Origin of the sequence: Streptomyces bullii, from assembly GCF_042657145.1 — a bacterium.
In the GTDB taxonomy this organism is placed as follows: Bacteria; Actinomycetota; Actinomycetes; order Streptomycetales; family Streptomycetaceae; genus Streptomyces; species Streptomyces bullii.
Genome location: NZ_JBHSNY010000004.1, coordinates 693367 through 714261, shown reverse-complemented (window position 1 = coordinate 714261; position 20895 = coordinate 693367). Strand labels below are relative to the sequence as shown.

General features: G+C 73.3%; 17 protein-coding genes. 6 read left to right on the top strand and 11 right to left on the bottom strand.

What is annotated here, in order from left to right; all coding sequences use genetic code 11:
• Positions 1-204: 204 nt before the first annotated feature.
• From ACFPZJ_RS14615 to ACFPZJ_RS14605, 3 genes are read right to left on the bottom strand one after another with little or no spacing between them, the layout of a single operon-like run.
• On the bottom strand, positions 205-2589 hold the full coding sequence (locus ACFPZJ_RS14615; protein ID WP_381021261.1) for a xanthine dehydrogenase family protein molybdopterin-binding subunit: 2385 nt from the start codon (positions 2587-2589) through the stop codon (positions 205-207).
• A gap of 2 nt (positions 2590-2591) precedes the next feature.
• Positions 2592-3164: a (2Fe-2S)-binding protein gene (locus tag ACFPZJ_RS14610; protein WP_381021259.1), complete on the bottom strand. Its 573-nt coding sequence runs from the start codon at positions 3162-3164 to the stop codon at positions 2592-2594.
• The gene (locus ACFPZJ_RS14605) at positions 3164-4063 is read right to left on the bottom strand and encodes an FAD binding domain-containing protein (RefSeq protein WP_381021257.1); all 900 of its coding nucleotides are present in this window, start codon (positions 4061-4063) and stop codon (positions 3164-3166) included. The genes ACFPZJ_RS14610 and ACFPZJ_RS14605 overlap by 1 nt, the downstream gene beginning before the upstream one ends.
• A gap of 386 nt (positions 4064-4449) precedes the next feature.
• Between ACFPZJ_RS14605 and ACFPZJ_RS14600 the strand changes: the two genes are divergently transcribed.
• Together ACFPZJ_RS14600 and ACFPZJ_RS14595 are read left to right on the top strand one after the other, a co-directional pair.
• A complete protein-coding gene (locus ACFPZJ_RS14600) occupies positions 4450-6123 on the top strand; it encodes a PucR family transcriptional regulator (protein ID WP_381021255.1) in 1674 nt (557 codons plus the stop codon).
• A gap of 141 nt (positions 6124-6264) precedes the next feature.
• Positions 6265-7023, top strand: a complete 759-nt coding sequence (locus ACFPZJ_RS14595; RefSeq protein ID WP_381021253.1) for a hypothetical protein — start codon at positions 6265-6267, stop codon at positions 7021-7023.
• Positions 7024-7204: 181 nt separating this feature from the next.
• On the opposite strand, the gene ACFPZJ_RS14590 is transcribed toward ACFPZJ_RS14595, so the two are convergent.
• Positions 7205-8026, bottom strand: a complete 822-nt coding sequence (locus ACFPZJ_RS14590) for a GntR family transcriptional regulator (RefSeq protein WP_381021251.1) — start codon at positions 8024-8026, stop codon at positions 7205-7207.
• A 167-nt stretch (positions 8027-8193) separates the two neighbouring features.
• Here ACFPZJ_RS14590 and ACFPZJ_RS14585 point away from each other — a divergent pair, with 167 nt between their 5' ends.
• Together ACFPZJ_RS14585 and ACFPZJ_RS14580 are read left to right on the top strand one after the other, a co-directional pair.
• The gene (locus ACFPZJ_RS14585; protein ID WP_381021249.1) at positions 8194-9048 is read left to right on the top strand and encodes a (2Fe-2S)-binding protein; all 855 of its coding nucleotides are present in this window, start codon (positions 8194-8196) and stop codon (positions 9046-9048) included.
• Between the two features lie 303 nt (positions 9049-9351).
• Complete coding sequence (locus ACFPZJ_RS14580; RefSeq protein ID WP_381021247.1) at positions 9352-10392, top strand: DUF2637 domain-containing protein; 1041 nt, start codon at positions 9352-9354, stop codon at positions 10390-10392.
• Between the two features lie 99 nt (positions 10393-10491).
• On the opposite strand, the gene ACFPZJ_RS14575 is transcribed toward ACFPZJ_RS14580, so the two are convergent.
• Both ACFPZJ_RS14575 and ACFPZJ_RS39895 read right to left on the bottom strand, forming a co-directional pair.
• Positions 10492-10944 (bottom strand): ATP-binding protein, encoded by a 453-nt coding sequence (locus ACFPZJ_RS14575; RefSeq protein WP_381021245.1) that lies wholly within the window; start codon positions 10942-10944, stop codon positions 10492-10494.
• Between the two features lie 514 nt (positions 10945-11458).
• Positions 11459-12409, bottom strand: coding sequence for a protein phosphatase 2C domain-containing protein (locus ACFPZJ_RS39895; protein WP_381021243.1), 951 nt, complete (start codon positions 12407-12409; stop codon positions 11459-11461).
• An 857-nt stretch (positions 12410-13266) separates the two neighbouring features.
• On the opposite strand from ACFPZJ_RS39895, the gene ACFPZJ_RS14565 reads away from it, so the two are divergent.
• Positions 13267-13749, top strand: coding sequence for a DUF456 domain-containing protein (locus ACFPZJ_RS14565; RefSeq protein ID WP_381021241.1), 483 nt, complete (start codon positions 13267-13269; stop codon positions 13747-13749).
• 57 nt (positions 13750-13806) lie between these two features.
• On the opposite strand, the gene ACFPZJ_RS14560 is transcribed toward ACFPZJ_RS14565, so the two are convergent.
• From ACFPZJ_RS14560 to ACFPZJ_RS14545, 4 genes are all read right to left on the bottom strand, one after another.
• The gene (locus ACFPZJ_RS14560) at positions 13807-14292 is read right to left on the bottom strand and encodes a methylated-DNA--[protein]-cysteine S-methyltransferase (protein ID WP_381021239.1); all 486 of its coding nucleotides are present in this window, start codon (positions 14290-14292) and stop codon (positions 13807-13809) included.
• Positions 14292-15695 (bottom strand): bifunctional transcriptional activator/DNA repair enzyme AdaA, encoded by a 1404-nt coding sequence (locus ACFPZJ_RS14555; RefSeq protein ID WP_381021237.1) that lies wholly within the window; start codon positions 15693-15695, stop codon positions 14292-14294. The genes ACFPZJ_RS14560 and ACFPZJ_RS14555 overlap by 1 nt, the downstream gene beginning before the upstream one ends.
• Before the next feature lie 73 nt (positions 15696-15768).
• Positions 15769-16866 (bottom strand): ribosome small subunit-dependent GTPase A, encoded by a 1098-nt coding sequence (rsgA, locus tag ACFPZJ_RS14550; protein WP_381021235.1) that lies wholly within the window; start codon positions 16864-16866, stop codon positions 15769-15771.
• Positions 16867-17126: 260 nt separating this feature from the next.
• Positions 17127-18617 carry a cellulose binding domain-containing protein gene (locus ACFPZJ_RS14545; protein ID WP_381021233.1) on the bottom strand — a complete coding sequence of 497 codons (1491 nt, stop codon included), beginning with the start codon at positions 18615-18617 and terminating at the stop codon, positions 17127-17129.
• Between ACFPZJ_RS14545 and ACFPZJ_RS14540 the strand changes: the two genes are divergently transcribed.
• Entirely contained in the window at positions 18616-19515 is a 900-nt protein-coding gene (locus ACFPZJ_RS14540) for an NUDIX domain-containing protein (protein WP_381021231.1), read from the top strand. The two genes, ACFPZJ_RS14545 and ACFPZJ_RS14540, sit on opposite strands and share 2 nt — an antisense overlap.
• On the opposite strand, the gene ACFPZJ_RS14535 is transcribed toward ACFPZJ_RS14540, so the two are convergent.
• Positions 19475-20794, bottom strand: a complete 1320-nt coding sequence (locus ACFPZJ_RS14535; RefSeq protein WP_381021229.1) for a radical SAM protein — start codon at positions 20792-20794, stop codon at positions 19475-19477. The genes ACFPZJ_RS14540 and ACFPZJ_RS14535 overlap by 41 nt on opposite strands.
• Positions 20795-20895: the final 101 nt, after the last annotated feature.

The window sequence follows — 20895 nt, the reverse complement described above, 5'->3', positions numbered from 1 at the left end:
GGCACCCGCATCGGAACCCTCGCGGGCTGCGGGATTTGGGAAGGTGCTTCGGCCGCACGACCCGGGGGACGGCCCGAGACGAACGAAAGGGATCTCTAGCACTGGTACCTGCTCTCGAACCGCCGCGTGCGGCGCGGCGGTCGAGTACTCCGGGCGGCGCGGCGGAGTGTGTGACGTTCCCTGCGCCGCCCGGAGAGTCCTGCCTTACGCGGTGCCGGTCAGGTGCTCCGGCCGTACCGGCGTCCGGTTCAGCTCCAGGCCCGTCGCGTTCCGGATCGCCGCGAGGACGGCCGGGGTCGACGACAGGGTGGGTGCCTCGCCGATGCCGCGCAGCCCGTACGGCGCGTGGTCGTCGGCGAGTTCGAGCACGTCGACGGGGATGGTCGGCGTGTCGAGGATGGTGGGGATCAGGTAGTCCGTGAAGGAGGGGTTCTTCACCTTCGCCGTCTTCGGGTCGACGACGATCTCCTCCATGACCGCCACGCCCAGGCCCTGCGTGGTGCCGCCCTGGATCTGGCCGATGACGGACAGCGGGTTGAGCGCCTTGCCGACGTCCTGGGCGCAGGCCAGTTCGATGACCTTCACCAGGCCGAGTTCGGTGTCGACCTCGACGACGGCGCGGTGCGCGGCGAAGGAGTACTGCACGTGCCCGTTGCCCTGGCCGGTGCGCAGGTCGAAGGGCTCGGTCGGCCGGTGCCGCCACTCCCGCTCGACCTCCACGGCCTCGCCTTCGAGGACGTCGACGAGGTCGGCGAGGACCTCGCCGCCGTCGGTGACGACCTTGCCGCCCTCCAGCAGCAGTTCGGCCGTCGCCCAGGCCGGGTGGTAGGGGCCGAACTTGCGGCGCCCCATCTCCAGCACCTTCTCGCGCACGAGCTCGCACGCGTGCTTCACGGCGCCGCCGGTCACGTACGTCTGCCGCGACGCCGACGTCGAACCGGCGCTGCCCACCTGGGTGTCCGCCGGGTGGATCGTCACCTGGGCGACACCGAGTTCGGTGCGGGCGATCTGCGCGTGGACGGTGACACCGCCCTGGCCGACCTCCGCCATGGCGGTGTGCACGGTCGCCACCGGTTCCCCGTTGAGGACCTCCATGCGGACACGGGCGGTGGAGTAGTCGTCGAAGCCCTCGGAGAAGCCGACGTTCTTGATGCCGACCGCGTAGCCGACACCGCGTACCACGCCTTCCCCGTGCGTGGTGTTGGACAGACCGCCGGGCAGCTGCCGTACGTCGGCGCCCTCGCTGGACTCCCACTGCCGCTCCGGCGGCATCGGCATCGCCTTGACGCGGCGCAGGAGTTCGGCGACCGGGGCCGGTGAGTCGACCGGCTGCCCGGTCGGCATGATCGTCCCCTGCTCCATCGCGTTCAGCTGCCGGAACTCCACCGGGTCCATGCCCAGCTTCTGCGCCAGCTTGTCCATCTGCGCCTCGTAGGCGAAGCAGGCCTGCACCGCGCCGAAGCCGCGCATGGCGCCGCAGGGCGGGTTGTTGGTGTAGAGGGCGATGGCCTCGATGTCCACGTCGTCGACGACGTACGGGCCGACCGACAGGGAGGAGGCGTTGCCGACGACGGCCGGGGAGGCGGAGGCGTAGGCGCCGCCGTCCAGGACGATCCGGCACTTCATGTGGGTGAGCTTGCCGTCCTTGGTGGCCCCGTGTTCGTAGTACAGCTTGGCCGGGTGGCGGTGGACGTGCCCGAAGAACGACTCGAAACGGTTGTAGACGATCTTGACGGGCTTGCCGGTGCGCAACGCGAGCAGGCAGGCGTGGATCTGCATCGACAGGTCCTCGCGGCCGCCGAACGCGCCGCCGACGCCGGCCAGCGTCATGCGCACCTTGTCCTCGGGCAGGCCGAGCACGGGCGCGATCTGCCGCAGGTCGGAGTGGAGCCACTGGGTGGCGATGTAGAGGTGGACGCCGCCGTCCTCCTCCGGTACGGCCAGCCCGGACTCGGGGCCCAGGAAGGCCTGGTCCTGCATGCCGAAGGTGTACTCGCCCTCGACGATGACATCGGCCCTCTTGCGGGCCTGCGCCACGTCGCCGCGCACGATCGGCTGGCGGTGGACGATGTTGGGGTGCGGGACGTGGCCGATGTGGTGGTCGTCGCGGTTCTCGTGGACGAGGATCGCGTCCGGGGCGAGCGCGGAGGCCTCGTCGGTGATGACGGGCAGCTCGCGGTACTCCACCTTGATCTTGGCGGCGGCGCGGCGGGCGGTCTCCGGGTGGTCGGCGGCGACGACCGCGACCGGCTCGCCGTGGTGGCGGACCTTGCCGTGCGCGAGGACCGGGGTGTCCTGGATCTCCAGGCCGTAGTTCTTCACCTCGGTCGGCAGGTCGTCGTAGGTGAGCACGGCGTACACGCCCGGCGTCGCCAGCGCCTCGCTCGTGTCGATCGACACGATCTCGGCGTGCGCGACCGTGGAGCGCAGGATCTGGCCCCACAGCATGTCCTCGTGCCACATGTCGGAGGAGTACGCGAACTCGCCGGTGACCTTCAGGGTGCCGTCCGGGCGGAGCGTGGACTCGCCGATGCCGCCCCTGGTCCCCGAGCCCTGCGTGATCTTGGTGGGAACACCGTTCGTCGGCATGCTCAGACCCCCTCGGACTGGCGGGCGGCCGCCAGGCGGACCGCGTCCATGATCTTCTCGTAGCCGGTGCAGCGGCACAGGTTGCCCGACAGCGCCTCACGGATGTCCGCGTCGGTCGGGTTCGGGTTGCGCTCCAGCATCTCGTCGGCGGCGACCAGCAGACCGGGCGTGCAGAAGCCGCACTGGACGGCGCCGGCGTCGATGAACGCCTGCTGGATCGGGGCCAGCTCGGTGCCCTCGCCGGTCTGCGAGTCGGTGCCCTTGGCCTGCCACTGCCGGGCCTCGTCGAGCGAGGTGCCGCAGGCGCCCGTCCCGCACGCGCGCTGCTTGGCGTGGTCCGCCAGGCCCTCGACGGTCACGACCTCCCGGCCCTGGACCTGTCCGGCGGCCACCAGACACGAACACACCGGCACGCCGTCCAGTCGTACGGTGCACGATCCGCACTCGCCCTGCTCGCAGGCGTTCTTCGAGCCCGGCAGGCCGAGCCGCTCGCGCAGCACGTACAGCAGGGACTCGCCCTCCCACACGTCGTCGGCTTCCTGCGGACGTCCGTTGACAGTGAAATGGACGCGCATTACGCAGCGCCCCCCTTCCGGAACGCGGCGCGGCGGGTACCGCGGTAGGACTCCCAGGTCCAGGTCAGCGTGCGGCGGGCCATGACGCCCACCGCGTGACGCCGGTAGCTCGCGGTGCCCCGGACGTCGTCGATCGGGTTGCAGGCGGCGGAGCACAGGTCCGCGAACCGCTTGGCGACCGAGGGGGTGATGATCTCGCCGTTGTCCCAGAAGCCGCCCTCCTCCAGAACGGCGTTCAGAAACTCCTCGGCGGCCTTGGCCCGAACGGGTGTCGGGGCGGCCGAGCCGATCCCGGTCCGTACGGTCCGGGTCTCGGGGTGCAGCGCGAGCCCGAAGGCGCACACGGCGATGACCATGGCGTTGCGCGTGCCCACCTTGGAGAACTGCTGCGGACCGTCGGCCTTCTTGACGTGCACGGCCCGGATCAGCTCGTCGGGTGCGAGGGCGTTGCGCTTCACCCCCTTGTAGAACTCGTCGATCGGGATGCGGCGGGCCCCACGCACCGACTCGACCTCGACCTCGGCGCCGGCCGCGAGGAGGGCGGGGTGGGCGTCGCCGGCCGGGGATGCGGTGCCGAGGTTGCCGCCGACGCCGCCGCGATTGCGGATCTGGGGGGAGGCGACCGTGTGCGAGGCCAGGGCGAGGCCCGGCAGCTCGGCGCGCAGGTGCTCCATGATCCGGGTGTACGGCACGGAGGCACCCAGCCGTACGCTCTCCTCGCCGACCTCCCACTCGTAGAGGTCACCGATGCGGTTCAGGTCCATGAGGTACTCGGGCCGGCGGTGGTCGAAGTTGATCTCGACCATCACGTCGGTGCCGCCCGCAATCGGCACAGCGGTGGGGTGCTCGGCCTTCGCGGCGAGCGCCTCCTCCCAGCTGGCGGGGCGAAGGAAGTCCATGACCGGCTCTCTTCTTCGTCGTCTCAGGGCTCTTGAAAGGCGTCCAGATTGAGCCAATCCGTGTGCGGCGGGCCCGGCTCGTTCATGTGCTGTTCACTCGGATGGGAGCCAGTACACAGCGCCCTGCTCCGCGGGGTCAGTCACGGAAACCATGAAGGAGTTGGCTGGCCAGCACGGCCATCTTGTAGATTCATATGAACGGAGGTCATCAGCAACCTCCTCGTTCTCCTGTGGAAACGCGCGACACAACCGCGTGACCAGGAACACAGCCGGGACACAGCTCGGGAGACGGCGAGCAGCGCTCACCACCCCGCCGAACGGGCGCCTCACCCACCACCCTGCACAATTCAGCGAAACTTTCGAGACAAAGAACGGCGGCGACGAGAATGCGGCTGCGCGCACTGCTGGACACCGACGCGCTGGGCCTCAGGCTCCTCGGTGGTGAGGACGAGCTGGACCGCACCGTGCGGGGCGTGATGACCACCGACCTGAGGGACCCCAGCCGCTACCTCTCGGGCGGCGAGCTGGTGCTCACGGGCCTGGCCTGGCGCCGGGACGCCGCCGACTCCGAGCCCTTCGTACGGATCCTGGTGCAGGCCGGTGTGGCCGCCCTGGCGGCCGGCGAGGCGGAACTGGGCGACGTCCCCGACGACCTGGTCGTCGCCTGCGCCCGCCACCGCCTGCCCCTGTTCGCCGTCCACGAGTCGGTGGCCTTCGCGACCATCACCGAGCACGTCGTACGGCAGGTCTCCGGGGAGCGCGCCGGCGATCTCGCGGCGGTCGTCGACCGGCACCGCCGGATGATGACGGCGGGCCCGGCGGGCGGCGGCCCGGAGGTGGTCCTGGACCTGCTCGGCTCGGACCTGGACCTGCGGGCCTGGGTGCTGTCCCCCACCGGCCGGCTGATCGCGGGCCCGAAGGGCGCGGGCCCGGCCCTGCCCGCCGAGACCTGCGCGAAGCTGGCGGCCGAACACCTGGCGGCCGGGCGCACGGGCCGCCGCGGCCCCCACCGCGTCGTCCTCGGCCCCACCACGTACTCGCTCTTCCCGATCCGCTCCAGCGGCCGCTCCCCGCAGCCCGCCCGGGACGTGCGCGAGACGGTGCTGTCCGAGTGGCTGCTGGCCGTCGAGGCGGACGCCGGGGACTGGCCCGACGAACGGCTCGACCTGCTGCACGGCGTCACCCAGCTGATCGCGGTGGAACGGGACCGTCGCGACGCGGCCCGCACCGTCCGCCGCCGCCTCGCGCAGGAGGTCCTGGAACTGGTCCAGACGGGAGCGGCCCCCGCCGAGATCGCCGCCCGCCTGCGCGTGGCCGCCCCGGTCCTGCTGCCCGGCCTGGGCGCCGCACCGCACTGGCAGGTGGTCGTGGCCCGCGTCGACTGGGAGGACGGCGAGGTCGACGGCGGCCCGGCGGCCCAGTCCCTCCTGGAGGAGATCCTGGCCGACCCGCTCACCACCGGCCCGGAGCCCTCCGACCGCATCGCCGTGGCGCACACCGGCGAGGAGGCCATCGCCCTGGTCCCCCTGCCGGCCGTGTCCGCGGAGCACGACGGCTCCGAGACCGGCATCCTCGCCGACGCGCTGCTGGCCTCGCTGCGCACGCCGCTGACGGCCGGGCTCGGCGACGACGGGCGGATCACGCTCGGCGTCAGCGCGGCGGTGCACTCGGCGGAGGGCCTGCGCGGCGCCCTGGAGGAGGCCCGCCACGCCCGCCGGGTGGCGGCGGCCCGTCCCGGCCGGGTCTGCGCGGCCGGCCACCACGAGCTGGCCTCGCACGTCCTGCTGCTGCCGTTCGTCCCCGACGACGTCCGCCGCGCCTTCACGGCCCGCCTCCTCGACCCGCTGCGCGCCTACGACCGCCGCCACCGCGCCGAGCTCATCCCCACCCTGGAGGCATTCCTCGACTGCGACGGCTCCTGGACCCGCTGCGCGACCCGCCTCCACCTGCACGTCAACACGTTGCGTTACCGGGTGGGCCGGATCGAGCAGTTGACGGGCCGTGATCTCTCGCGCCTGGAGGACAAGCTGGACTTCTTCCTGGCGCTGCGGATGAGCTGAAACCTCGGACCCCGCCGGGTCCCACGACTTTGTGAAATCCTTCACCCACCCTCTTGGCCGGGCCCCGGATTCGTGCTGAGATGCCGCCACCACTCAAAGCTCGATGGCGTGCTCGGGGAGGGCAACGTGGCGCATACCGCCATGTCTGGGAACGGAACGACCGCCGGTGACGATCCCCTCCAGACCGCGGTGTGGCGGCTGCGCTCACGGGCCTGCTGGGCCGACGCGGCGGCCCTGCTGGCACCGGCCACCGCCGCGGCCGCGCTGCAACGCGCATCGCTGCTGGTGGAGCGGTGCCTGTACACCGAGCAGGGCTGGGAGGAGGCCGAGGACGCGCTGCGCACCGCGGAGGCCCTGGCCCACAGCGACGACGAGCGGGGCGCGGCCGCTTGTGAACGCGGGTACTTGGCGTACGCGGCCACGCTCCTCGGTGTACGCGACCGCTCCGACGAGGCGCGCGCCGCGCTCGGCCGGGCGGCGGCCCTGCTTCCGCCGGGCGCCGCGGGCCGCGCCCTGCTGGACTTCCGGCGCGGGCTGGTGGCCCAGAACCTCTCCGACGCCCCGCAGGCGGCGCGCGCCGCGTTCCGCCGCGCCCACGCGGGCGCCACGGCGCACGACGACCAGCTCCTGCTGTCGTTCACCTGGCGGCACCTGGCCGGACTGGCCCTGCGCGAAGGGGAGTTGGCGGAGGCCCGCAACGGCTTCGCCGAGTCCCTGCGCATCCGCGAGGAACTGGGCTACCTCGTCGGCACGGCCCCCGCGCTGGTGTCCCTGGCGGACACGGAGCCGGAGCCGGAGGCGTCCCGCCTCCGGGAGGAGGCAGGACGGTTGCTCCGGCTGCTGGGGGGCGTGCCGACATGGCTGGCACGCCAGCTGGCTCCGCCGGCGGCGACGGCCTGAGGGGCGTTCTCGGCGCGCGGCGTCGATGCTGAGTCACCTGCCTGCGGCTGGCTCCGACCACCGCCGCGGACGGGCAGGACGGCCGCCCGCGACTGGGCGCATCGGCGCGCGAGGAGCCGCTACGGCCACCCCACCGATGCCGCACAGGCCGCCGCAGGCACCGGCCCCACCGCCGGAGGCATCACGCCCCCGCGAAGTGCTCCCCCACCAGCACCCGCACCACATCCACATCCCCGGCGATCAACGCGTCCAGCAACGCCGTGTGCTCGTGCGCGTCCGCCACCAGCTCCGCCCGCCCCCGCGGCGCCCCGGGCCCTCCCCCGACCAGCGGCCACTGCGCCCGCCGGTGCAGGTCCTCCGCGATCTGCACGAGCTGTGAGTTGCCGGACAGGGACAGCACCGCGCGGTGGAAGGCCCGGTCCGACTCGGCATACGTCGCACGGCAGCCGGAGGACGCGGCCCGCACCGTGGCCTCGGCGAGCGGCCGCAGCTCGGCCCAGCGCTCGGCGGGTACCGTCCGGGCCAGCCGCAGCATCACCGGCACCTCGATCAGCGCCCGCACCTCGGCCAGCTCCGCCAGCTCCCGCGCCCCCCGCTCCACCACCCGGAACCCGCGGTTCGGCACGACTTCCACGGCCCCCTCCAGGGCCAGCTGCTGCATGGCCTCCCGCACGGGCGTCGCGGACACCCCGAACCGTTCGGCGAGCACGGGCGCCGAGTACACCTCACCGGGCCGCAGCTCGCCCGAGACCAGCGCGGTGCGCAGCGCGTCCAGGATCTGACCGCGTACGGACGACCGCTGGACGACAGGGCGAGGCCGAGGAAGGTCCGGCTCACCGTGCGTGTGCTCACCCCGCACGGCCGCACCCCCGGCCTGCCCGGGAACCCGCGCCCGCCGGGCCGCCGCACGGGCCTCGGGAACCCCCGTCCCGGAGGACGACCCGGCCGACGCCCGCGCGGAGGAACCGGCGGAGCCCGAGGAGCCCTGCGCGTCCTGCCTCACGGGTCCTCCTCCGGACGTATCAGTACTTGGGGTCCATACGGCGAGTTGTTACTCGCCCGTCAAGCACCATAAGCGCACACGCCGTCAGTTCAAATCCCGACGATCTTGGGTAAGGTAAGCCTTACCTCAAGCAGCTCGGTTCGATCAGACGTGGAACGGTGGTCCGCATGCCCGTGCGCCCCTCGGCCGTCGCAGCGGCGTACGCCCGCCTGGCCTCGGTCTTCCCTGGGCTGGCCGTCACCGAACTGGAGGCCGGGCAGGAACCCCCGACCGGCACCGGCTGGATCCGCGCCGACGAGCTGGCGGCGGGCGGCGACGCCCTGGACGCGTTCCTCGCCTGGGACGACGCCCAGGTGCTGCGGGACTACGGACAGCGGGCCCGCCCGGACGTGGTCGCGAGCTTCGGCCTGCACCGCTACGCCTGGCCGGCCTGCCTGCTGATCACCGTGCCGTGGTTCCTGCACCGGAGGGTGCCCCGGTACCCGGCGACGCACGTCTCCTTCGACCGCGCGGCCGCCGGTCTGGCCGTCGGCCGCATGGCCGTGCGGCCGGCCGGCTTCGCCTGCCTGCCCGGCGACCCCGCGGCCACGCTGCCCGGGGCCCGGGTGGTCCCCGACGGGGAGGCACTGCGCGCCGAGGTCCGCGCGGCGGTCGCCGAGCACCTCGAACCCGTCCTCGCCGCCTTCGGCCCGCGCATGCGGCGCCGCGGCCGGGCCCTGTGGGGCATGGCGACCGACGAGGTCGTCGAAGGGCTGTGGTACATCGCCCAGTTGCTCGGCGAGAGCGAAGAGCGCCGGGCGATCCACGAGCTGGAACTGCTGCTGCCGGGGTCGACCAGGCCGTACGCCGGTGCGGCGGCCTTCCGCGAGCTGACGGGGCCGAAAGGCGAACCGCTGCGCACCCGGGACCGGGTGAGCTGCTGCATGTTCTACACACTGCGCCCCGAGGACGCCTGCGCCACCTGCCCGCGCACCTGCGGCAGCGACCGGGTCGCCAAGGTGGCGGCCGTCGCCGCCTGTTGAGGCCCCCTCCGTCCGTGACACCCGTCGGCGTGCCGTAAGATCGTCCGGCGAGACTCACCCACACGGTCACAGGCGATTCACACATTCCTCACCTGTCGCGGGAACTTTCCGTGGCACCACCCGTGCGGGTAGTCTTGTTCGAACTCAACTCCCGCCCCTCAAGCGGCAGTTCGAGCAGAACGCCGTCCTGGGCATCCCCTTGCACCTCCTTGGCGGCCTCTTGCCCCGAAACCCCCTGAGGGCTGGTGGGATTGGGCCACTATGGCGGGCGTTACGCCCTATCCCAATGCAAGGGACCCCTAGATGAGACTGACCGACATATCGCTGAACTGGCTGCTTCCGGGCGCCGTACTGCTCCTGGGCATGCTGGCGGCGGTGGCGGTGCTCGCGCGCGGCAAGCGCTCCTCGGTCAAGGACACGAGCGCCGACGATTCCTGGGAACGTGCGGAAGAGCGCCGCAGGCGCAAGGAAGCCATATACGGCACCGTCTCCTACGTCCTGCTCTTCTGCTGTGCGGCGGTCGCCGCCGCGCTCTCCTTCCACGGCCTGGTCGGCTTCGGCGAGCAGAACCTCGGCCTGAGCGGAGGCTGGCAGTATCTGGTGCCGTTCGGGCTGGACGGCGCTGCGATGTTCTGCTCCGTGCTGGCGGTGCGCGAGGCGAGCCACGGTGACGCGGCCCTCGGCTCCCGGATACTCGTGTGGACGTTCGCCTTCGCCGCCGCCTGGTTCAACTGGGTGCACGCGCCCCGGGGCGTGGGCCACGACGGTGCCCCGCACTTCTTCGCCGGCATGTCGCTGTCCGCGGCGGTGCTGTTCGACCGGGCCCTGAAGCAGACCCGCCGGGCCGCCCTGCGTGAGCAGGGTCTGGTGCCCAGGCCACTGCCGCAGATCCGCATAGTCCGCTGGCTGCGGGCGCCCCGTGAGACCTACCGGGCCTGGTCGCTGATGCTGCTGGAAGGCGTCCGCAGCCTCGACGAGGCGGTCGAGGAGGTTCGCGAGGACAAGCGCCAGAAGGACGAGACCCGGCGCCGGCGCCGCGAGCAGGAGCGTGTGGAGCGCGCCCAGCTCAAGGCGATCAGCCGCGGACACCGCGGTTTCGTCGGCCGGGCCGGGGGGCGTCAGGTCGAGGTGCAGGCCGTGGAGCGCGGCTCCGAACTGGTCTCCGCGGAGCCTGCCATATCGGCGCCGGAGCTGCCCGTGCGCCCGCGTCCCTCACTGCAGCCCGTACGCGGCGCTTCTGATCCGGTCACCGTCGACCTGACGGCGGAGGACGACACCATGGCCCTGCCGCGCCTTGACTCCCTGGAGCGCAAGCTCAAGGACCTGGAGCAGCAGTTCGGTTAGACGGTCGGGGATCCCTCAGGGCCCGCGTGGCCCTGACGACCCGTGACGATCTCGACGGGAGGGGTGCGGCGAGGAGCCGCACCCCTCCCGTCCATGTGGTCACGCTGCGCCCGCGTCGAGCTCGAACCAGACGGCCTTGCCCACCCCATGGGGACGCACCCCCCAGGCGTCCGCGAGGGACTGCACCAGAACCAGGCCCCTGCCGTTCGTGCCCTCGTCGGTGCTCGGGCCGCGCAGCCTCGGTCTGCGGGCCACGAAGTCCCGTACCTCCACCCGTAGTCCACGGGGGCCGACGGTGGCCGTCACGACGGCGTCGTGATCGGTGTGGACGAGTGCGTTGGTGACGAGTTCGCTGGTGAGCAGTTCCGCGATCTCCGAGTGTGCCGGCCTCCCCCAGTGCCTGAGCAGCTCACGCAACGCCCTGCGGGTCTCGGGCACCGCCCGCAGATCCGCCCGCCCGAGCCGGCGCCTGAGCTGTCGCGCCGGCGCCTGGTCCGTGGCGCTGCCGGTCTTGTCCTCCACCGCTTCCGCCGAGGAGCCCCCGATCGTCAAGGGACCGCCTCCTCGTGCCTGCCTCTTCATGACCCCCGCCCGCGTGCCGATGTCGGTTCCCCTCCTGCTCGAACACGTTCACGGGGATCCTTGCCCGGTCGGGCACACGACAGTCATGTCGCATCGTCGACGACCGGGTGTTCGGCCACCCGTACGGTGCTCCCGGCACAGTCGGCGGAGCCGCCCGGGGGAAGGCGCGGCGGCAGAGGTACGGGGCGACAGCCGCTGCTGAAGACGGCGATGGTTCCCCAGAGGCGTCCGGTCCGTCCCCTCCCGCGCGCCTGGGGACCTACAACCCCGGCACCCGATCCGCACCACAGGAAATCGGCCCAACTGCCGTGCCCCTCCCGCCGATCCACGCGCCCGCGAAGAAGAGGTGGGGTGGGTGCTCACCAGCCGCGGGAGGGCCACCGAAGTTGGCCGAAGACCGACGGTCACGCACGCCCGCCTGTGACACCTTCGGGCATCCGGCGAGTGCCCTCACCGGCTGATCCCCCGCGCACGGCTGGGCGCGTCAGCCCTCCCACACGGCCGCGGCCGTACGGTCGTCCGCGTAACCCTTGACCCGCACCTGGGTGTCGGCGAGGAACGCGGCGAGACCCGGCGGTTCGGGGCCGGACCACCGCGCGGTCAGGTACGCGCACAGCTCGGGTTCCCCGCGCAGCGGGTCGGCCAGCCCGGCACTGCACATCAGCAGCGTGTCGCCGGGGCGGGCGACGGAGGCGCGGAAGCGGAACGGCTCGGGCGGCGGTTCCGGGGCGGGTTCGTACGGGCTGGGGGGTGTGGGGATGCCCAGGTCCATGGTGAGGCGGTCGCCCCCGGGGGTCTCGGCCGGCGGGGATCCGAAACCCACCACGGGTTCGCCGCTGACCTGGGCGACCCGCGGTTCGATGTCCTGCCACCGGCCGTCCCGCAGCCGGAACAGTCCGCCCGCTCCGACGCCGAAGAAGACGCGCGTACGGCACTCGGGGTCGGCGGGCAGCAGCAGGCAGCGCAGGGTGGCCGCGTGCTCCTCCGGCCGCAGGCCCTGTTCGGCGGCACTGGCGCGGAGCTTGCCGAGGCTGCGGTCGGTGAGGCGGTGCAGGCCGGACTTGAGGTCTCCGCGCCGGCCGGCCCTCAGGTCCTCGACGAGCCTGAGGTGGCTGTGGCCCACGGCCCGGCCGATCCAGTGACAGGCCTCGGCGGCGGCCCGGTGCGCTCCCGGCGCGGCCCGGACGCCGGTCGCCGACGCGACCAGGACCAGGGCCTGTTCGCCCGTGCCGAACCGGGCGGTGAGCAGCGCGTCGCGGCGCGGTTCGCCGCGGTAGCGCGCCGAGTCGCCGCGCACGGAGGCGGCGCGCAGGGTGCAGGTGCCGTACCGGGCGCCGTCGAGGACCGTGTCCGCGACCAGGTCGTCCAGGCCGTCGGGGTCGGCGGGCGGGAGCGCGGTGGGTTCGGCGTCGTAGGTGGGCGGACGGGATCCCACGTAGGCGCGGGGCGGGGGGGGGGAGGAGGCAGGGTCCTGCGGCAGCACATCGGGCGCGGGCCCGGCGTCGGCCGGTGCGGCGGCACTGTCCCGGGTGTCGTCCGGGGCGGGAGGCGCCGTGGGGGGCGTCGGGGGCGGTGGTGGGGGCACCGGGGGCGGGGCCGGGGGCGTGTCGGAGACGGGGGTACGAGCGGCGGGCGGGGGGACGGGGGTGTCCGTGGGGGTGCCGGTCGACGTGCCGGGATGATCCGCGGAGGACCGAACCGGCGTCCGGCCCACGGAGGTCCGGGGTGTCGCCCGGCCCCCGGGGTGCCGGGGTGCGCTCTCGGGAGGCGTCGCCTCCTGTTCCGGTGGCCGCTGCCCCTGCGGCCTTGGGCCCGCCGGGAAGGTCAGGGGGCCGGTGGGCCGGGCGGGCGGTGGCTCCCAGGGGGCGCGCCACGGTGCGGGGCCGGCCGGCGGCGGAAGGTCGGCCAGATCGTCGGCGCCTGTCCGCGGCGCCGGAACGGCCCCGGAGACCGCTCGGTCGGTGACCGCCCCGGCCGCCGAGGCGAAGCGGTCGTCCAGGGAATCCGCCGCGGGCGTCGGGCCCGTGTCGCCGGTGGAGTCGTCGTACAACTGCCCCCACCAGTCGTCCTCGTGACCGGTGGGCCTTCCCCCCTGCTGGCTCATGCCCCCAATTGTCCACCGCACGGGCCGGATGAAAACGGTGCATCCGGAAAAACCGCCGCTCGCCCGCGAGCCGCACCCGTGTCGAGTGAGGTGGAGAACGGTCATCCGATAAAAAGACGCCGGGCGGTGCGCGTCCAGGGCGTCACCGCTGATCTGCGGGTTTCGCTGTACTCCGGCACTCTGGACAGATGGGAGCGTGGGACCTCCTGTTGGTCGGGCTGGTGATCCTGCTCGGCCTGGGCGGAGTGCTGCTGCCCGCGGTGCCGGGGTCGTGGCTGGTGTGGGCCGCGGTCCTGTGGTGGGCCCTGCGGGACACGCAGGCGGTCGCGTGGTGGGTGCTCGTGGGCGCCACGGTCGTCCTGTTCCTCGCCCAGGTGGTGCGCTGGGTACTGCCGCCCCGGCGGCTGCGGGCGACCGGCGCGACCCGCCGGGTGATCGGGTACGCGGGCGCGGGTGCGTTCCTCGGCTTCTTCCTGGTCCCGGTGCTGGGCGCGATCCCCGGCTTCATGGGCGGCATCTACCTCGCCGAACGCCTGCGCCTGGGCCGCCACGGCGCGGCGGTCGCGGCCCTGCGCACGGCGATGCGCTCGGGAGGCTGGAGCGTGCTGGCGGAACTGTTCGCCTGCCTGCTGATCCTGGGCGCGTGGCTGGGCGCGGTGTTCTTCGGCTGACCCGGGTCCGGCGCACGCCCCTGCCCGGCGCGTGGTGGCTGTCACCGGCCCCGCACCTCAGGAGAGCGCGCCCTCGTGCCGCAGCAGGTGGACCTTGCGTTCCAGTCCGCCGGCGTACCCGGTCAGGGAGCCGTCGGAGCCGATCACCCGGTGGCAGGGGCGGACGATCAGCAGCGGGTTGGCACCGATGGCGCTGCCGACCGCCCGTACGGCGGCCCGGGGCGCTCCGACGCGCGCGGCGATCTCCCCGTACGTCACGGTCGCGCCGTAGGGCACGGTGTCCAGGGCGGCCCACACCCTCTCCCGGAACGCGGTGCCGTCGGTGCGCCGGGCCAGCCGGAACTCCTTGAGGTCGCCGGCGAAGTAGGCGGCGAGCTGCTCCTCGGCCTCCCGGAACGGCCCGGGGTCGTGCCGCCAGTCGTCCGCCACGACTCGGCCGCCCTTCTGTCCCGGCACGGACAGCGAGGTCAGCTCGCCGGTCGGGGCGGCGGTGAGCAGCAGCGGGCCGACGGGGCTGTCGACGGTGGTCCAGCGGATGATCATCACGACTCCAACTCTCCCGCGACGCGCAGGTGTTGCAGGGCGTACGAGCGCCAGGGGCGCCAGCCGCCGGGAACGTCCAGGTCGGGCGGGGCCACGTCCGGGTCGCCGAGGGCCCGGGTGCGGATCTCGGCGACGGTGCGGGGGTCGAGGCCGGGCAGGGCGAGCAGGGCGTCGTGCGCGTCGTCGCGGTCGGCGCCCGGGTCGAGGCGTACGGCCCCGTCGGCCAGGGCGGCGGCGAGCGCGCCGAGCGTCCCGCCGGGCTCGGCCTCGGCGAGCACGGCGGGTTCGGGGAACAGGTGGGTGAGGCTGCCGCAGGGAGCGTCGAGCGTCTTGCCGTACCGCCGTACGAGCTCCGCGGCCCGCGTGCGCCCCGCCATGACGCGGATCGCGAGTTCCTCCGGGTCAGCGGCGCCCGGTGACCGCAGCCCGGGCCGGGCGGCGACCAGCGGGGCCAGCCGTGCGTCGGCGCCGAGCCGCTCGTCCACGGCGTACGGGTCGGCGTCGAGGTCGAACAGCCGCCGCAGCCGCTGCACGGCGGTGGTCAGGTCGCGCGGGTCGGTGAGGTGCAGCCGGGCGTGGAGCCAGCCGCCCGGGTGGGCGCCGGAGGCGGTCCTCGGCGCGCCGGGCCGCTCGCCGACGGCGACGATGCCGGTGCCGTACGGGAGGCGGAGGGTGCGCCGGTAGGTGCGGGCGCCGGGCGGGCCGCTGATCTCCTCGACGCCGGGCACGGCCTCGTTCGCCAGCAGGTCGAAGACGGGGCGGGCCTGGTAGGGGCCGCGGTGGGCGAGCCGCAGCGGGATTCCGGCGGCCGGTGTGGCGGTGCGCCGCGCCGCCCGGTCGGTCCGGGGGGCGGCGGCGCGCAGCTCGCTCGGGGTCGCCGCGTACACGGCGCGGATCGTGTCGTTGAACTGCCGCACGCTGGCGAACCCCGCCGCGAACGCGATCTCCGTCACCGGCAGCCCGGTCGTCTGGAGCAGGACGCGCGCGGTGTGGGCCCGCTGCGCCCGGGCGAGCGCGACGGGCCCGGCGCCCAGTTCGGCGGTGAGCTGGCGCTGCACCTGCCGGGCGCTGTAGCCGAGCCGTGCGGCGAGCCCGGCGACGCCCTCCCGGTCGACGATCCCGTCGGCGATCAGCCGCATGGCCCGGGCCACGACGTCCGCGCGGGCGTTCCACTCGGCGGAGCCGGGGACGGCGTCCGGGCGACACCGCCGGCAGGCCCGGAAGCCGTCCGCCTGCGCGGCGGCGGCCGTGGCGAAGAACCGCACGTTGCGGCGCTTCGGGGTGACCGCCGGGCAGCTGGGACGGCAGTAGATGCCGGTCGTTTCGACGGCGAAGAAGAACGCGCCGTCGAAACGGGCGTCCCGGCTGCGCACGGCTTCGTACCTGGGGTCTTCGTCCTTCACACCCCCAGTCTCCGCCAGAGGTGCGGGCACCGCTGGCGGAAATCGGACATGGGGCTGGCGCCGTCGGCGGCGGTCAGGAGCGCCACTGGCTTCCCCGCTTCGCCTCCATCGCGGCCCGGCCGATCGCCCCCTTCCGCTTCCAGTCCCTGCGCATCTCGGCCCGCAGCCGCGCGTCCGTCTTGGCGACGATCCGCTGGTTCTCCCGCAGCAGCTTCCGGTAGCTCTCCAGCCGCCGCTCCGGCAGCTCCCCGGCGTCGATGGCCTCCCGGACCGCGCACCCCGGCTCGGAGTCGTGGGCGCAGTCGTGGAAGCGGCACCGTTCGGCGAGTTCCTCGATCTCGGCGAACACCTGGCCGACGCCGCTGCCCGCGTCCCACAGTCCGACGCCCCGCAGGCCGGGAGTGTCGATGAGGACGCCGCCGCCGGGCAGGACGAGGAGGTTGCGGGTGGTCGTCGTGTGGCGGCCCTTGCCGTCGGCGTCCCGGGTGGCCTGGACGTCCATGACGTCCTCGCCCAGCAGGGCGTTGGCGAGGGTGGACTTGCCGGCGCCGGACTGCCCGAGCAGCACCGCCGTACCGCCGGAGACGATCGCGGCGAGCACGTCGAGCCCGTCCCCGTCCAGGGCGCTGACGCCGAGCACGGGCACGCCCGGCGCGCTGGTCTCGACGTCCTGCACGAGGTGCGACCGGGTCACCGCGTCGGGCACGAGGTCGGCCTTGGTGAGGACGACCACGGGCTGTGCCCCGGACTCCCAGGCGAGCGCGAGGAACCGTTCGATGCGGGCCAGGTCGAGGTCGACGGCCAGCGACACGGCGACGATGGCGTGGTCGACGTTGGCCGCGAGGATCTGCCCCTCGGACCGCTTGGAGGAGGTGGAGCGCACGAAGGCGGTACGGCGTGGCAGACACGTCCGTACATAGCGCGGGTTCCCGCCGGGTTCGAGGGCGACCCAGTCGCCGGTGCACACGACGCGCAGCGGGTCGTGCGGGGTGACGAACGCGGTGTCGGCCCGTACGACCCCGTCGGCGGTGATGACGTCGCACTGCCCGCGGTCGACCCGGACGACCCGCCCGGGCAGCAGCCCCTCGGCGTCGTACGGGGTGAACGCGTCGGCCCAGGCTTCGTCCCAACCGTAGGGAGCCAGCGCGGAGAAAACGGAGGTGGAACTCAAGGGGGTGACCCTTCACGAGGGTGGCCCCGGCGACCGCGCACGCGCGTGAGGCGGCGAACGGAAAGGGTGTCAGCCGGTGGCCACGGAGGTGGACTTGATGGATTCCTGACTGCGGGCAGCGCGCGTCGCGATGACAGCCATCGGTCGACACCTCCTCGTTCACTCGTGTGGGGTCGCGGTGGCCGTCGGCCACCGCGTGCTGTGCCGTCACAGTAGTCCGTTGCCGTGGCGGCCCGTCAACCGGTTTTCCGGGCTCCGTGTCAGGCCTTCGCGCAGGGCCGGCCGTTCAGCGTGAAGGCGTACGGCGGGGAGTTCTTGCCCCGCCAGGAGGCGAGGAAGCCGAAGGCGAGGTCGCCGCCCGCGGGGACCGTCCTGTTGTAGTCGGCGGCGGTGGCGCTGACGCGGGAGCCGTTCTGGGCGACGGTGGCGTCCCACATCTGGCCGACCTGCTGGCCGTCCTTGAAGGACCAGGCCACGCGCCAGGAGGCGAGGGGCTCGGTGGTGGTGACGGTGACCGTGGCCTGGAAGCCGTCGGGCCACTGGTTGACGAGGTCGTACGCGACCCGGCAGGTCACTTCCTCGCTCTTGTGGCTCTCCTGCTCGGCGGGCGCGGAGGAGGTGCCCTGGGGTTCCGGGCCCGGATTCTTCCGCTCCGGGGTGTCCTTGGAGGCGCGGTCGGAGGGCTCCGGGGTGCCGTCCGGGGAGCCGGAGGGCGAGTCGGAGGGCGTGGCCGGCTCGATGGACGGCAGGGAGATGCCGGGGTCGGCGACCGGCTGGCGGTCGTCGCCGCGGGCGCCCGCCTCGTCGGTGGTGTCGCCGAACGGCATCATCGACACGGCGAGGGCGAGCAGGGACACCAGGACGGCGGCGACGAGCAGCCCGTTGCGGGCGACACGTGCCTTCTGCGCCGGGTCCTGCGGATCGGGCAGGTCCGGGTCGGGCCGGCCGGGGCGCCCGGCGCCGAGGCGTACCTCGGCGGCCCGGCGGCGCCGCTCCAGGTAGGCGAGGCCGCCCCAGCCGATCACCCCGCCGGCCAGCGCCCCGGGCAGTCCTCCGCCGTGCAGCCGCAGGCAGGCGGCGGCTTCGGCGCACTGCACGCAGGTGGCCAGGTGCCGGGACAGGTCGCCAGGGGTGTCGGCGTCGGACGAGCGGGTGACGGCGTCCAGCAGCCGTGCGTAACTGCGGCACTGGGAGTCCAGCGGGGTGTCGAGGTGGTTGCGGTGGCAGCGGTCCCGGAACAGGCCCCGCACCTGGGCGAGTTCCTCGGTCACCGCGGCCGCGTCGAGGCCCAGCCGGCGCGCCACCAGGGACAGCGGCAGCGCCTCCACCTCGGCCAGCCACAGCAGTTCGGCGTCCGGTTGCTGGAGGTCGCGCAGTCCGCGCAGGGCGAGCGGGCGTCGCAGCGGCGGCCCCGTGTAGCGTGCGGCCTTGTCCGAGTGGAGCCACAGGCGCAGTTCGGGGTCGAGTTTGTGCCCCTGCCCCTCGTCCTCCCAGGCCGCCGCGGTGGAGCGGACGGCGGTCAGCAGCTGGGGGATCCGCGGCAGCCGGGACGCGCGGCGGCCGGCGCTCCTGACCGTACCGGCCTCGGCGTCACGGGCCTCACGTATGCCGTGTGCGAACGCCTCCCGGGCGAGTTGGGCGGCGGCGGTGGAACCGGCCGTGCACAGATCGGCGTAGGAGAGGACCGCGTCCCAGCACTCGGAGAACAGCGCGGCCTCGGCGGCGTCCTGGGGGGTCGGCAGGTCGGGCATGGGTCTCCTGCATCCACGAGCGAGGCCAACTCACCATACCGGCAATGGAGTTGGAGGGAACCTCGCGGCAGAAACCGAGCCTTTCACGTCCCCCGCACAACTGACAAGCGCCGTATTCAAATCTTGCCCGAAGGCCCGGGCGCGGGTGTGCGCGGGGCTCCGCACCGCCCCCGCGTCCGCCCTCGCGCGTCCCAGTCCCCCTGACTCCGAGAGTTATACGGCAGGGAGGCCAAAAAGTATCGACCGCGGAACATGTCGATTCGAGGGTGTGACTCCCCCTGTGCGCTGCGGGGCGGAGGCGGGTCGCCTCCGCTGTCGGTGTCAGTGGCCCGTCGTAGTCTCCGGCGTGGCGGACGAGCTGATCAACGACCCCGGCGCAGGCCGGAGGAGGCGTCCCGGCGGCTTGCCGGGCGGGCCGCTCGCGGCCGAGGTGCGGGTGTTCGACAGGTCCCTGACGCGGATTCTGCTGGTCTGCCACCGCCGACGGGGCTGGGTGCCTCCCGGGGGCAGGGTGGAGCCCGGGGAGACACCGCGTGAGGCGGCCCGGCGGGAGCTGCTGGAGGAGACGGGAGTGCGGGCGCGGCTTCGGTACGCGCCCGTGGCCGTCACGGTGCGCTCCTTTCACCCGGACCTGTCGGCCACCTGGGGCTTTGCCTATGTGGCCGTCGTGGACCGGCTGACGCGGCTGGTCCCGGAGGCGGGGCAGCCCGCCGCCTGGCGGAGCCTGAGCAAGCCGTGGGAGGGCTGGTTCTCCGGACCGCGCGCTGATGGCGCGGTGCGCCGACCGGCTGCGCGGTGCTCTTCGCGGCCGGCCACCGCCTGTGACGTCCGACCATATGACGTCCGGGGGGTCCGGCTCACACCTCGACCGGTTCCGCCGCCGGAAGGCTGTCCATGAAGGAGCTCACGGAGAACACCGCACGGCCGGGGCCGGGCGGGCCGTAGCCGGGGGGCGAGGACAGACCGAACTCGTCCATGGTGGCGCGGTAGGCCTCCAGCAGGCGGATGTGGTACTCCAGTGGCGCGCCCTGCGGATTGGCCTTGCCGAGCGGAGTGGTGGGCTCCGGGCACCAGGTCGTGAAGCGGGGCGTGATGCCGTGCGACATGAAGAAGCGCAGGCCCTCGGTGGTGGACGCGATGGCCTCGTCGACCGTGGTGAACCCGAAGGGCTCGGCCATCTCCACGCCCGCCACGAAGTTGGGGATCACGTTGCGCGCGCCGAAGACGTCCGCCGAGTCGAGGATGCGCTTGTGCCACTCGTCGCGGCCGACGTAGCGCTCCTTGCCGGGGCAGTACATCTTGAACAGGTACTCGTCCCACACCTCGTAGTTGGGGTGGTAGATCTGCACGCCGTAGTCCTTGAACCGCTGCACGTCGGGCTTGGGCAGCGCCTGGGCGACGACCTTGCCGATCCAGCGGCCCGGGAAGCGCTCCTCGATGGCCTTGGCGTAGTGGCCGTAGAAGTCGGCCTCGTCGCGTCCGGAGACGGTCTTGGTGATGGCGCCGCCGGTGAGGGTGTACGCCGTGGACGCCTTCGCCGTGTCGTACCGGTCGATGATCTCCAGGGCTTCGAGGACCTCCTCGACGTCCTTCACCCCGGTGTAGGGCCGGCCGGCCGCCTTGTGCTGGCGCCAGTTGTGGTTGATGTCGCAGTACTGGCACTCCTCCTTGGCGCCGAAGTACTGGCAGACCCGGAAGACGGTCAGATAGATCAGGTAGCCCCACTGGATGGTGGGGGCCACCTCCATCACCGACTTCCCGTTGGACAGGGTGTGCCGGTAGTACTCGGGCATCGGCGGGACGCCGACGTCCGCGATGCGCCTGCCGTCGAGGTAGAGGCCGAGCACGCCCTCCTCGTTCGCCGCGACGCGGTACGGCGAGGACGGGTTCACACGGACCGACACGACCGTGCGGCGCAAGTCGTACGGGCCGCCCGTAAGGATGATCTCCTCGGGCGGGCGCCTGAGGGCCGCCTCACCGAGCTCGGGCAGGGTGCCGTGGTCGAAGGAGAAGATGAAGTACGACTTCGGCTTGACCTCGCCGTCCTCGTTGTCGCTGAGGGCCGACGGGTCGAAGGCCACTCCGCCGCGGAGCAGGTCCTCCTTGAAGACCGCTTCCCGCGGCACGTGCGGGAAGCGCTCCATCAGATCCTCGACCAGCGCGGTGCGGCTGCCCATCCCGTGTCTCCTCCCGGTTCGGACGTACGACTCCTCACGGTATGCCCCCGCCTGGGCGGGAGCGGTACCGGGTCCCCCCTGGACAGCGGGGACCCCAGGGC